Below are 12870 nucleotides of genomic sequence, written 5' to 3' on the forward strand. Positions count from 1 at the left end.
TTTTGTGCTAAAATAGTTTTTTTAATAATAAAACCCTTTAAATTTGAAACATGACGAATATTAAGCATCTTTTTTTTGATTTAGATCATACATTGTGGGATTTTGAAAAAAATTCGGAGTTAACCTTTAAGCAAATATTTAAAGAACAAAATATTGCACTTGATTTTGCTGAGTTTATTAAGGTTTATTCTCCTATTAACTTTAGGTATTGGAGATTGTATAGAGATGAAAAAATAACAAAATCTAATTTAAGGTATAAAAGACTTAAAGACACATTTGATGCTTTAAATTATGTTATAACTGATGATTTAATTGATTTAATAGCTGAAGATTATATTAAGTATTTGCCAAATTTTAGTAACTTGTTTGATGGAACAATAGAAACATTAGAATATTTAAAAAAACAATATCAACTACATATCATAACTAATGGCTTTGAAGAAGTTCAACAATTGAAGATGGAAAAATCAGGAATCTCTAAATATTTCGATATTATAGTTACTTCAGAAAGTGTTGGGGTAAAAAAACCGAATCCCCGAGTTTTTGAATTTGCGTTATCTAAAGCGCAAGCTTTACCAAAAGAATCCATTATGATTGGAGATAGTTATGAAGCTGACATTATAGGGGCATTGAATACAGGAATGAATGCAATACATTTCACTGAAGAAAAACTTGTTGGTAATGAGGTGGCTAGTGTTAGTTCTTTACTAGATTTGAAGCAATATTTATAAAATTTTACCGTTTAAGTTTAACCTACTATAATAATTATGACAAAAGAAAATGTGTTTAAATTTATTGTCTGTTTAACCCTTGTTTTTTTTACTTCCTGTGTAAAGGATTTAGATTTTGATCAGGCGAAAGACCTTGAAATATCACCAACATTTGTTGCTTCACTAGCTTACAGTAAATTAGATCAAACTACCTTTGTAAATGCATCCGGAACAGAAATTACTCGTATAACTGATACTTCAAATTTTTTTGTTTTTGAAAATTCTGTAACAAAGGATTTAGTTAAAATTGATATTGATTTTGAAATTGACAATCCATTTAATAGAAAATTTACTTTAGATTTTAAATTTTTGGATGAATCGGGTATTGATGTTTATAATGTAAGACAAATAGCTATTCCTGAAAATACGAGGAATTACAAGTTTCATGAAGAAATAGATTTAAGTGTTGACAACAGTATTTTAAATTCAAAAAAAATAGAGGTAATATTAGAATTATTGCCAAGCTCGGATGGGTCTGTTATAAATATAAATGAACGTAAGGTGTTCACTTTTAAATCTGCGGGAACCTTTTATTTTAAAATAAAATAATGAAAAAGATATTAATTATTTTGATAACTCTTTTTGGAGTTATGCAAACATTTTACGCACAAAACAAACAGATTTTGTATGGGTTTGATGAAATACCACAGACTTTATTATTAAATCCTGGAGCAGTAACAAATTATAAATATCATGCAGGAATTCCATTGTTGTCAAATATATCCTCAAATTTAGGGATTACTGGAATTACCCTAGCCGATGTGTTTAGAAATGATGGCGTAAACTTTACTGCTAAATATAGAGAAGCACTCAATAAATTATCAGAAAATGATTATGTACAGATAAATTCTCAAATTGAAGTTTTAAATGCGGGATATAAATTAAATGATAGAGACTATATTACAGCTGGTTTTTATCTAGAGATGGATGCATTTGCTACCATACCCAAAGACATTTTGAGCTTAATTAATAATGGTAACGCGTCTAATGTAAATAGAAGCTTTTCTCTATCACAGGCAAATGTGAAGTCTGAGTTTATAGGAGTTTTACATGTTGGTATATCAAGAAGATTGAATCCTAAAATTACTTTTGGATCTAGATTAAAAATTTATTCAGGAGCTGTTAATGTAACAACTTCTGGAAATTCTGGTAGTTTTACAACTAGATTAGGTCAAGATAATATTTATTCTCATTATTTAAATAATATAAATATAGCAGGAAATACTTCTGGTGTGTATTATGAAAATAATGAATCAAATATTTCTGCGGGTAAATTATTAGGAAAAACATTTTTAGGAGGAAATCTAGGAGTAGGATTAGATATTGGATTTACATATAAGCTTAATAATCAAACTGAAATTACTGCAAGCTTATTAGATTTAGGCTTTATTAGTTATTCTGAAGATGTAAGAAATGGATCTATTAATGGAGACTTTGTTTTTTCAGGAATCGAATTTCAATATGACGCTACAAATCCTGATTATTGGGGGGAGTTAGACAGTCAATTTAGAGAGCAGGTCCCTCGAGAGGAAAACAAAGAATCTTATACAGTAGCAAGACCCATAAAATTTAATAGTTCAATAAAGCATAGTTGGGGCAAGTCTAGAAAAGAAGAAAACTGTCATGATATATCTTATAATGATTATTTTGATAATGCCATCGGTGCCCAATTTTTTTCTGTTATAAGGCCTAATGGACCTAAGTTTGCTTTAACAGGTTTTCTCGAAAAAAGAGTATTTGAAAGTGTAAAGGGAAAAGTAACATATACTATTGATGATTTTTCATATACTAATTTTGGACTAGGGATTTCAGCAAAACTAGGAAAAGTTAATGTATATGGAATGTTAGATAATTTGTTCAAAATTACCGATATTGCTGACGCCAATCAGGCTTCATTTCAGGTAGGTGTCAATTTAATTTTTAAATAATGAAAAAAATATTTTTTATTTTGTTGTTTGTAACTACAACAGTTTTTTGTCAAAAAAAAGTTAACGATTATAAATATGTGATAGTTCCAACAAGGTTTGATTTTTTAAAACAGGAAGATCAGTACCAAGCAAATTCTTTAACAAAGTTTTTATTCAAAAAATATGGTTTTAATGTTTTTTTAGATAACGAAAAGTTACCTAAAGAATTAGGAGATAATAGATGTTTAGCTTTAACAGGAACCATCAAAGATGATTCTGGTATGTTTACTGTAAAAACTATTGTTCAATTAAAAGATTGTTATAATAACATTGTATTTACATCAAAAATAGGGAAGAGTAAATTAAAAGATTACCAAAAAGGGTATCATGAAGCAATTAGAGATGCTTTTAAATCTGTACAAGCCATAAAATATAAGTATAATTCTAATAAAATTCAGGTAGTAGATATACCTAAAAAAGAAATAGAGGCTCCTGTTATTGAGAGTGCTAAGGTTATTGGTGCAGCTGCAACTAAAAAAGTGAGTATTGATAGCAATGTTTTGTATGCACAACCTATAAATAATGGTTTTCAGTTAGTAAACACAAAACCAGAAAGAGTTTATGAAATTTTAAAAACAAGTGTTAAAGATGTTTTTGTTTTTAAAAATAAAAAAGGAATTTTATTTAAAAATGAGAATGCATGGACAGCTGAGTATTATGAAAAGGATATGAAGATAGTTAAGCACTTTACGATTAAGTTTTAAAATGAAAAATTAATTTTTCTTAGTATTTATATTTGTCTTTCCAACGTTGTTTTAATAATTCTCTAAATTGATTTTCACGAGAATTGTTACCAGGTTCGTATAATTTAGTGCCTTTTATTTCATTGGGTAAAAATTCTTGTTCAACAAAATTTCCTTGGTAATTATGAGAATATTGATAGTCTTTACCATAATTTAAGTCTTTCATTAATTTAGTAGGAGCGTTTCTTAAATGTAATGGAACAGACAAGTCACCAGTTACTTTTACCAAATTTTGAGCTTCACCAATAGCCGTATATGAAGCATTACTTTTTGCAGAATTAGCTAGGTAAATTGCACATTGACTTAATATAATCCTAGATTCCGGATACCCTATAATTGAAACAGCTTGAAAGGTGTTGTTCGCTAAAATTAGAGCAGTTGGATTTGCATTACCTATATCTTCAGATGCAAGTATTAATAATCTACGAGCAATAAATTTTACATCTTCACCACCCTCTATCATTCTTGCTAACCAATATACAGCCCCGTTTGGATCACTACCTCTGATTGATTTTATGAATGCTGAAATAATGTCATAATGCTGTTCGCCAGTTTTATCATACTTAACAGTGTTTTTTTGAATATTTCTTAAAACTAATTCATTTGTTATTTCAATTTCATCTTCAGCGGATACTAGTAATTCAAATATGTTTAATAGCTTTCTAGCATCTCCTCCGGAAACTTGAAGTAAAGCTTCTGTTTCTTTTAGTTTAATTTTCTTTTTAGATATGGTTTCGTCTTTTATCATCGCTCTTTTTAATAAAGAAATTAAATCATCTTTGTCAAATGAGTTTAAAATATAGACTTGACATCTTGAGAGTAGGGCAGGAATGACTTCAAAGCTTGGGTTTTCAGTTGTTGCTCCTATAAGAGTAACCCATCCTTTTTCAACAGCACCCAATAAAGAGTCTTGTTGCGATTTACTGAATCGATGAATTTCATCAATAAATAAAATAGGATTTTTTTGAGTAAATAAACCTCCGCTTTTTTTTGCTTTGTCAATTACTTCACGAACATCTTTAACACCAGAACTTATTGCACTTAACGTGTAAAAAGGTCTTCCAGATTCATTTGCAATAATATTTGCTAATGTTGTTTTTCCAATTCCTGGAGGTCCCCATAAAATTAAAGAAGGTATGATTCCTTGTTTTATATGATTTGTTAAAATACCTTTTTCACCTACTAAATGTTGTTGGCTGATGTAATCATTTAGTGATTTTGGTCTTATGCGTTCTGCTAAAGGCTGAGTCATTATATAAGTTTCCTTTTTAAGTTCAAAGTTAAGAATATTTGCACTATTCTGGTATATTGTATTTAATTATAAACATGAATGTTACATGTCATTTTTTCAGGTATTTTTATTTGGAAGCGTTTTTGCTATTTTTATATCATGAAAGATAAGGATGAATTAAAAGGTTCAAATAGTCTGTTCTTAATCCCTTTAAGTTTTGTTTGCTTAATATGGTTCATTTATTGGGTTGAAATTAATTTCGGGCTTAATTTTAATAAGTATGGTGTTTATCCAAGAACTTTAAAAGGGAGTGTTGGAATTTTATTTTCCCCATTTATACATAGTGATACAAGTCATTTATTTAATAACTCGATACCATTATTTGTATTATCTTCAATCCTTTTTTTCTTTTATAATAAAGTTGCCTATAGAGTATTGATTTATGGAGGTCTATTAACGGGATTATTAACTTGGTTAATTGCTAGAGAAGCTCATCATATAGGTGCTAGTGGTGTTGTTTATTTACTTTTTAGTTTCACTTTTTTTAGTGGAATTATAAAAAAACATTTCAGATTGATAGCGGTATCATTAGTTATTATTTTTCTTTATGGTAGTATGGTTTGGTATGTTTTACCTATTAAAGAAGGGATGTCGTGGGAAGGGCATTTATCAGGTTTTTTGATAGGAAGTTTTTTTTCGTTTCTTTATAGAAAAGAAGGCATTGTAAAAGAAAATTTCGAGTTTTCTAAAACTGAATTTGATGAAATGTTTGATGAAGAAGGTAATTATTTAGCTCCAGAAATAATTAATGAAGAAGAGCTTGAAAGTTTAAAACAGATTAACTACAAGTATATTTATATCGAAGAAGAATAACATTAGACTATTATGAAAAAACTTAAAAGTACTCTATAAATTATATTACAATTTAAGAGTACTTTTAAGTTTTTATTTTTCGAAATATATGGTATTTACATTTTACAATCGTTGCCTAACGGTTTCATATAAAAATGCGCCACAAGCAACAGAGACATTCAGTGATTCGATTTCACCAAGAAGTGGTAATTTCGCTTTGTAATCTGAAAGTTTTAAAACAGAGTTACTAACCCCTTTGTGTTCAGATCCCATTATAATGGCTAAAGGTTGATTAAAATTGATATCATAAATAGAATTTTCTGTTTTTTCTGTAGCAGAAACTATTTTAATATCAGCAGCTTTCAATTGAAATATTGCATCTTTAATATGATCAACTTTACAAACGGGTATTTTAAAAGCAGCTCCTGCTGAGGTTTTTATAGTTTCAGCATTCACAGGAGCACTTCCTCCTTTTTGAATAATGATTCCATGAACACCAGTACATTCAGCAGTTCTTATAATGGCTCCAAAATTTCTTACATCAGAAACTTGATCCAATAATAGAAATAAAGGTTTATCAGTTTTTTCAAGAGTTGTTTCTAATAAAGCTTCTAAATCATGAAATTCTATAGGTGAAATTTTTGCAACTGCTCCTTGGTGGTTACTATGCTTGGAAAGACGGTCTAATTTCTCGTTTGGGACAACACTGGTTGAAATTTTATTTTTTTTTACTAATTTCTCTAGTTGAAAAAATAGATCACCTCTCAAACCTTTTTGAAGATATACTTTGTTTATTGACGAACCACTTTCAATAGCTTCAATAATTGCTCTAATACCAAAAATAACTGTGTTTTCTTCCATGGTGCAAATGTAGTTAATTTATAGCATAAAAAAACCACCTCTTTTAGAGAGGTGGTTTTAATTTATTTTAAAAGATAAAAAGCCTATCTGTTTGTGTTAACACTATCATCGATAGCATCATTTGCATCAATTTCAGATTGAGGAACTTTTAAGAAAAATCTTTTATCATCAGGGCTTAAAGAAGCAGAAGTCAAAATTCTTTGATTCCCAGTCCTTGTAATACCTTTTCTGTATCTTTTAGCATCAAACCATTCTACACCGATTTCAGCATACAACTCTTTTCTTCTTTCTACAAGAATTTCATCAAGTAAAGCTTGTCCAGTATTAGATGATTTAGCAGCTAATGGATCTCTTTGAGACTGTAAAGCAAATAATAAATTATGTGCTCCAGTTGCATCACCATTATGGTATTTTGCTTCAGCCTCAACTAATAACATTTCAGCTGTTCTAATTATTGGATGATCAGAATCAAAGTTGAAAGTAAACTTTCTTGTAATGTAGTTTCTGTAATCAGTTGCTGGAACACCATAAGCTCTAACAAATATATTTCTGATATCACTTGGACTAAATAAAGCAACAAAATCATTGTTTATAAAAGTACCTGCATATGATAAAACATAGTGATCAGCATGTGCATGAGGAGCTCCCCAGTAATAGTTAGATTGATCAGTGCTTTGTGCACTACCCCAAATCCATTCTGAATTTGAAATATCGTTAAATCCATTATTATAATTACCATTTAAAACACTAGCAGGTGAACCTCCACCATAAGCTTTTCTAGCGGCATCTTCTGCACCAGTCCAGTTATTCATAGTTTGGTATACCCTTGCCAAAATTCCATAAGCAACATTTTGATTAACGTAAGATTTAGCTAATCTGCTAGCATCTAAATTTTGTGTAGCGTACACTAAATCATCAACGATTACTTTATACATATCCTCTAAAGTGCTCATAGGTTTGCCTTTAGTTGATAGTTCCATATAAATAGGCGGTGCAGGTAATGTTTTGTCATAGGTATACGTATGTTGAAACTCCATTGCTAATTGAAAGTAAAAGAAAGCTCTAATAGCTCTACCTTGACCAATAATTTGTTTTTTATCTATGTCAGATAAGCTTGAAGCAGTAGCACCATTAATTAAAGCGTTTGCTTGATTAATCATGTAAAACGGATATTCCCAAGCAAAACGAGTTCTTCTATAGGTAGGTTCCCTGTTATCATTTTCATAGTCAAAACCAAACCAAGTATTACGTTGAATGATATCATTACCTTTTACTGTTCTTGCATAATAAATAGAGTTAACTCCAGCTGCATCAGTTGCAGTAAATTGTCCTCTAAACCTTCTCATAATACCTGAAACGAAAGCGTCAGCACCAGTTCTAGAACCAAATACTACAGCGTCATTTACTACATCTGTCCTTTTCGGTTCGTTTAAAAAATCATCACTACAGCTAACAATAGCAGAAGCTACAAGAAGTAATGTGATAAAACGTGTTAAATTTTTTTTCATCTTTTTAATGTTTTTATAATTCTAAATTAATTCCAAAAGAATAAATTCTTTGATTAAAAGATCTACTATTCGTTGTACCCGCTAAACTTTGCTCAGGATCAATACCTTTATGACTCTGGAAAGTTAGTAAATTGTCACCCTGGAAATAAATTCTGAATTTACTTAATCCAGCTTTTTCTACAACATCTGTAGGTAAAGTGTATCCAAGTGTTAAAGCTTTAAGTCTTAAATAGTCGTTTTTAAATAGAAATCTATCAGATTGAGCACTAAAATCGTTATTGCTAGCTTGTAAACGAGGTATGTCAGTAATATCTCCAGGCTTTTGCCAACGGTTAACTAAATCAGGAGAAGCAGCTCTACCCAAATTTTCAAAACCACCCATTAACCCTGCATAGGTTCCATCGTATACATAACTTCCTATACTAAAGTTCATTAAGATGTTTAAATCCCAGTTTTTATATTTGAATGAATTGGTTAAACCACCAATAACATCAGGTAAAGATTCTTTTCCTGATTCATATCTGGTTGCTTGAGAATAATCATTCGTTGTAATTTTGTTTCCAGTAGGTTCTCCAGCAGCATCAACTTCATCCATATACCATAATGCTTCACCAGTTGCAGGATCAACACCAGCATATTCTTGTATGTAGAATTCATATAAAGAATTTCCTACTTTCCATAACTTTGTTCCAAAAATAAACTGTTCCTGAGTTAATTCAAGAATTTCATTTTTTTGGAATGTTAAGTTTAAGTTTGTATTCCATTCAAAGTTTTCACTAACTACATTTTGAGAGTTTAAGTTTAATTCTACCCCTGAATTTCCAATTGATCCAGCATTGGTTCTAATAGCATCGTTACCTGTAGATGTAGGTAATGGAACTGCGTATATTAAATCGATAGATTTTTTCTTGTAATATTCAATACTACCACTAATTCGGTTGTTAAGTATACCAAAATCTAAACCTATATTAGATAAAGAAGTTTTTTCCCATGTAATAAATGGATCAGAAACAGCACCTAAAATAACACCCGTGTTATTTAATTCATTCCAGCCAGTAACAAAAGGAGATGTATAAGGGAAGTATAAAGCATTATTGTTTTCATCTAATACTTTATTGTTACCTAATTCACCGTAAGATGCTTTTAACTTTAAATAATTAATAAATTCATTACCTTCTAAGAAAGATTCGTTTGAGATTATCCAAGAACCACCAACAGAGAAGAAATCTCCCCATCTTACATCTTTATTAAACCTAGTAGAACCATCACGTCTAAATGAACCCTCTAAAAAATACTTCTCATTATAATTATAAGAAAGTCTACCTAAATAAGACTCTAGCCTTTCCTCGTCTATATAACCGCCAACATTTTCTGGAGTAGTACTCCCGTTTAAAACTTGAACATTTGGTAAAAAGCCTACACCTTGTGCATTAAAAATATCACTTTTAAATTTATAAGCTTCTTGAATTATACTTGCATCTATAGAGTGATTTCCAAAAGAATTCTTGTAATTTAAAGCGTTAATAAAGTTTAAGGTAGTGGTTAAATTTCTTCTTTGAGTAACTCTACCTCCAACGTTAGCGGCGAAACCGAATTCATTGTGAACATATTCATATGAGTCAAAAATTACTTTCTCATATCCTAAAGTAGACCTAAAATTTAAATTTTCAGTTATGTTAAATTGAATGTGACCATTAGCCTGAATGTTATCTCTTCTTCTTAATCTTGTATAATTGAATAAAGCACCATATGCATTTTCACCTTCAAAAACAGCTCTTGTTCCGTTTACAGGTTGCCCCGAATTATTACCGTAGTCAAAAATTTTGTTACCACTGTTATCATATACTAATTGACCATTTTCATCTCTTTTGTATACTGGGTATATTGAAGAAACACTTGTAGTCCATTGGGTAGCTGCTTGGAATGCACTACCAGATTGGGTTGGGTTATTTTGACTTGACGTTGAATAAGAAGTGTTAAAACCTAATTCTAACCAATCTTTTAATTTTCCAGAGTAGTTTAATCTTGTAGTAACACGTTCAAAATCAGATTTTGAAATTGTACCTTCTTGATCTAAGTAATTAACTGAGAAGAAGAAACTAGAAGTTTCACTACCTCCGGATGCGGTTAAACCGTGCTCTTTTCTAATTGCAGCATCATTAAAAAGTAATGACCTCCAATCAGTATCCCATAATTTATTTGAAGTTACTAGATTACCATTAGTATCTACAGGGTTTGCAACGGTACGGACCATAAGGGTTATAACCAAATCCAGAAACTAGATTGTTAGAAGCATTTGTTGCTGCTAAAGCTGGAGATTGACCGTTTACGTATTGATTAGTATTCCTTATTGCTTCCCAAGTATATCTAAATTGATCATCAGTACTCATTAGTTTATGAGGATTAACCGCTTGATTTGCGAAACCAACAGAAGATCTAACAGTTACTCTTGTAGGAGCGTTAAACTTACCTTTCTTAGTAGTAATTAGGATAACTCCATTTGACCCCCTTGATCCATAAAGAGCTGTAGAAGCAGCATCTTTTAATACAGACATAGATTCAATTTGATCAGAACTAATTGAGTTGATGTTACCGTTATAAGGTGTTCCATCTAGAATAATAAGTGGAGAAGCATTGGCACTAATCGAAGCTACACCACGAACACGAATCGTTGGGTTATCACCAGGTTGACCACCAGCAGAAATAATATTTACCCCAGGAACACTCCCTTGAAGTGCATTTGTAACAGATACTACTTGTTGCTTTTCTATAATTTCATTATTTAAAATAGAAACCGAACCTACAATAGCTTTTTTACTTTGAGTACCATATGCTACGACAACAACTTCATCAAGAAGGTTGTCATTCTGTAACGTGATATCAATTCTATTTGAAGACCCAACAACTTTTTGAGCAGTTTTCATTCCAACAAAGCTAAAAACAAGAATATCTCCCGTTTTAACTTTTAAAGAATAATTACCGTCAAAATCTGTTTCAGTACCATTTGTAGTACCTTTTTTTAAAATAGTAACCCCAGGTAAAGGACCAGATTCATCTGAAACAGTACCTGAAATGACTCTATCTTGCGCATACGTAACATGAACAAGAAACGCTAATAAGAGCGTTAAAATTCCATTAAACTTTGTTCTCATTATATAATTATTTGAATTAATTAGTCGCTAAAATCTTAAAATATTCTTAAAAAAACAACTTTTTTAACAAAAACTATCTAGCAGAAGTCTTTGTTTTATTGAAGATTTTATTAAATATGAAAATATTTAAACTAATTTTTTTCTTCGTTATTAAATAGAGAAAAATAATGTTTGTATGTCTTATTGTTTTGGTTAGTAATTAGTTATGTTGGTGTTTTTTTGTGGTGGGAATTAAAAAGTAATGTGTTGGTAAGCACCTAAATCTATAGTTGAAGCTCTGTTAACCCCCAGAATGTCAAAAGTGACTGTAGTTAAGAATCCTTTGTTAATAGCTTCGCTTTTATCTCCAATATTAAAGTTATTTGAGGCAACATCTTTGAAATTTGAAAATCTATTTAAATAAATATTTTGATAATGTGCAGTGTTGTCAAATTTCAATTCTTGGTTATTCGTTAACTCATTATTTATGTCATTAAATTTAATCATGCAATTTTTTATGCTATAGTTAAATAAGCTTTTATCGCTTTTTTCTAAAAAAAACTCAATATTGTTATTCCCATCAATAATACAATTTGAGAAATTAGCAGCTAACAAATCTCTTGTTATTATGTTTTCTTGACCGTTATTGTTGGTAAACGCTATAAAGTTATTTACCAAAACAGCAGGTAACTGTCGTAAGCTGTTATTCCAAAAATTAGAAAAAGTAGCATGAGTAAAATTATATGTTCCTCCAAATGTACAAGCTAGTGAAGATTGTCCAGTGTTCCCTATAACTATGTTTTCACCCAGTATATTGGTGTTTCTACCTAAGATTCCATAACTAGAGTTGTTGTAAATTTCTGTGTTTTTTATAGTTAAAGTAGGTGTTGTGTTATGCCCTATGCTGTCTACAAGAATTCCTACGATCCCATTTTTTATTAAAGTATTATTTAATATGTTTTCTTTACTGCCTGCTCGCATCCATATGGTACCCCATTGCCCAGGCACATCATTAAAGGCATGCTCTAGCCTGTCTCCTTGGAAAAGTATTTTTTTGCTTAGAGTTCCGTTTGCTTTTAAACTAGCTTTATTGTCTACAATTAATCCAGAGTTTCTATGAAAGTGAAGTTTGGCACCAGCATTTATGGTTAAAGTTTTATTAGTAGGCACAGCTACATATCCATAAATTACATATGGTTTTTCAGCGGTGAAAGTTAGTTCACTATCTTTTAGAAACCGTCCTTGTATTTTAGAATCTTTACCATCTATAGTTAGTGTTTCAATACCCATGTTATTTTTCGCAGGGAAAATAAAATGAGCATCTTGTACTAAAGTTACTAAATCTACATCTTGTTGATTGTTGCCATTATCAAATAAGATTTTATCGGTATAAAGTGGATTCGTTATAGTATTAAAATCTATAGTAGTTTCAACAAAAACATATAAACTGTCGTTTGCTAAAATTTCAATATTCTTAAAATCCTTCCCAGGAGTTCCATCTACATTTAACCGATAGTTAGAAGCTATCCCGTTTTCTAGCTTTATTTCTGGTATAGTAATAGCATTGCTACTTTTATTATAAACTTTCAAGTTATATGTTGCTGATCCTATATTACTAAAAATAGTATCTAAAAATACAGTGTCTTTTGAGAATTCGAGATTCCCAAAACTTGGCATGGTTTCAAAATCTTTTCTACAAGAACTACTGATAATTAATAAAAAAACAACTAATATGCAATAAATATACCTCATAAGCAAAGTATCATAAATTTAATAAAATTAACATTATAACCTTAGATTGAAGGTT

At 30.2% G+C, this 12870-nt stretch carries 11 protein-coding genes; 5 read left to right on the forward strand and 6 right to left on the reverse strand.

From position 1 onward, the window contains the following. Positions 1-50: 50 nt before the first annotated feature. From ACMFBB_RS17955 to ACMFBB_RS17970, 4 genes are read left to right on the forward strand one after another with little or no spacing between them, the layout of a single operon-like run. Complete coding sequence (locus ACMFBB_RS17955; RefSeq protein ID WP_435262108.1) at positions 51-731, forward strand: YjjG family noncanonical pyrimidine nucleotidase; 681 nt, start codon at positions 51-53, stop codon at positions 729-731. A gap of 36 nt (positions 732-767) precedes the next feature. Next, positions 768-1319: a hypothetical protein gene (locus ACMFBB_RS17960; RefSeq protein ID WP_435262109.1), complete on the forward strand. Its 552-nt coding sequence runs from the start codon at positions 768-770 to the stop codon at positions 1317-1319. Next, entirely contained in the window at positions 1319-2698 is a 1380-nt protein-coding gene (locus tag ACMFBB_RS17965; protein WP_435262110.1) for a DUF5723 family protein, read from the forward strand. The genes ACMFBB_RS17960 and ACMFBB_RS17965 overlap by 1 nt, the downstream gene beginning before the upstream one ends. Further along, positions 2698-3441: a hypothetical protein gene (locus ACMFBB_RS17970; protein WP_435262111.1), complete on the forward strand. Its 744-nt coding sequence runs from the start codon at positions 2698-2700 to the stop codon at positions 3439-3441. The genes ACMFBB_RS17965 and ACMFBB_RS17970 overlap by 1 nt, the downstream gene beginning before the upstream one ends. Before the next feature lie 19 nt (positions 3442-3460). Here ACMFBB_RS17970 and ACMFBB_RS17975 read toward each other — a convergent pair whose 3' ends face one another. Next, positions 3461-4732 (reverse strand): replication-associated recombination protein A, encoded by a 1272-nt coding sequence (locus ACMFBB_RS17975; protein WP_435262112.1) that lies wholly within the window; start codon positions 4730-4732, stop codon positions 3461-3463. A gap of 138 nt (positions 4733-4870) precedes the next feature. On the opposite strand from ACMFBB_RS17975, the gene ACMFBB_RS17980 reads away from it, so the two are divergent. Beyond that, the gene (locus ACMFBB_RS17980; RefSeq protein WP_435262113.1) at positions 4871-5584 is read left to right on the forward strand and encodes a rhomboid family intramembrane serine protease; all 714 of its coding nucleotides are present in this window, start codon (positions 4871-4873) and stop codon (positions 5582-5584) included. Positions 5585-5686: 102 nt separating this feature from the next. Here ACMFBB_RS17980 and rlmB read toward each other — a convergent pair whose 3' ends face one another. From rlmB to ACMFBB_RS18005, 5 genes are all read right to left on the reverse strand, one after another. Beyond that, on the reverse strand, positions 5687-6424 hold the full coding sequence (gene rlmB / locus ACMFBB_RS17985) for a 23S rRNA (guanosine(2251)-2'-O)-methyltransferase RlmB (protein ID WP_435262114.1): 738 nt from the start codon (positions 6422-6424) through the stop codon (positions 5687-5689). An 83-nt stretch (positions 6425-6507) separates the two neighbouring features. Further along, entirely contained in the window at positions 6508-7932 is a 1425-nt protein-coding gene (locus tag ACMFBB_RS17990; protein WP_435262115.1) for a RagB/SusD family nutrient uptake outer membrane protein, read from the reverse strand. A 13-nt stretch (positions 7933-7945) separates the two neighbouring features. Beyond that, complete coding sequence (locus ACMFBB_RS17995; RefSeq protein WP_435262116.1) at positions 7946-10186, reverse strand: SusC/RagA family TonB-linked outer membrane protein; 2241 nt, start codon at positions 10184-10186, stop codon at positions 7946-7948. Then, positions 10152-11084, reverse strand: coding sequence for a TonB-dependent receptor plug domain-containing protein (locus ACMFBB_RS18000; protein WP_435262117.1), 933 nt, complete (start codon positions 11082-11084; stop codon positions 10152-10154). Before ACMFBB_RS18000 ends, ACMFBB_RS17995 begins: the two co-directional genes overlap by 35 nt. Positions 11085-11315: 231 nt before the next feature. Next, entirely contained in the window at positions 11316-12815 is a 1500-nt protein-coding gene (locus tag ACMFBB_RS18005; RefSeq protein ID WP_435262118.1) for a hypothetical protein, read from the reverse strand. Positions 12816-12870: the final 55 nt, after the last annotated feature.

Origin of the sequence: Tenacibaculum sp. nBUS_03 (assembly GCF_051201695.1) — a bacterium.
GTDB lineage: Bacteria > Bacteroidota > Bacteroidia > Flavobacteriales > Flavobacteriaceae > Polaribacter.

Coding starts and splice junctions, on each gene's coding strand:
- ACMFBB_RS17990 (WP_435262115.1), bottom strand. CDS start 7,932: ATGAAAAAAAATTTAACACGTTTTATCACATTACTTCTTGTAGCTTCT.
- ACMFBB_RS17955 (WP_435262108.1), top strand. CDS start 51: ATGACGAATATTAAGCATCTTTTTTTTGATTTAGATCATACATTGTGG.
- ACMFBB_RS17965 (WP_435262110.1), top strand. CDS start 1,319: ATGAAAAAGATATTAATTATTTTGATAACTCTTTTTGGAGTTATGCAA.
- ACMFBB_RS17970 (WP_435262111.1), top strand. CDS start 2,698: ATGAAAAAAATATTTTTTATTTTGTTGTTTGTAACTACAACAGTTTTT.
- ACMFBB_RS18005 (WP_435262118.1), bottom strand. CDS start 12,815: ATGAGGTATATTTATTGCATATTAGTTGTTTTTTTATTAATTATCAGT.
- ACMFBB_RS18000 (WP_435262117.1), bottom strand. CDS start 11,084: ATGAGAACAAAGTTTAATGGAATTTTAACGCTCTTATTAGCGTTTCTT.
- ACMFBB_RS17975 (WP_435262112.1), bottom strand. CDS start 4,732: ATGACTCAGCCTTTAGCAGAACGCATAAGACCAAAATCACTAAATGAT.
- ACMFBB_RS17960 (WP_435262109.1), top strand. CDS start 768: ATGACAAAAGAAAATGTGTTTAAATTTATTGTCTGTTTAACCCTTGTT.
- ACMFBB_RS17980 (WP_435262113.1), top strand. CDS start 4,871: ATGAAAGATAAGGATGAATTAAAAGGTTCAAATAGTCTGTTCTTAATC.
- ACMFBB_RS17995 (WP_435262116.1), bottom strand. CDS start 10,186: ATGGTCCGTACCGTTGCAAACCCTGTAGATACTAATGGTAATCTAGTA.
- rlmB (WP_435262114.1), bottom strand. CDS start 6,424: ATGGAAGAAAACACAGTTATTTTTGGTATTAGAGCAATTATTGAAGCT.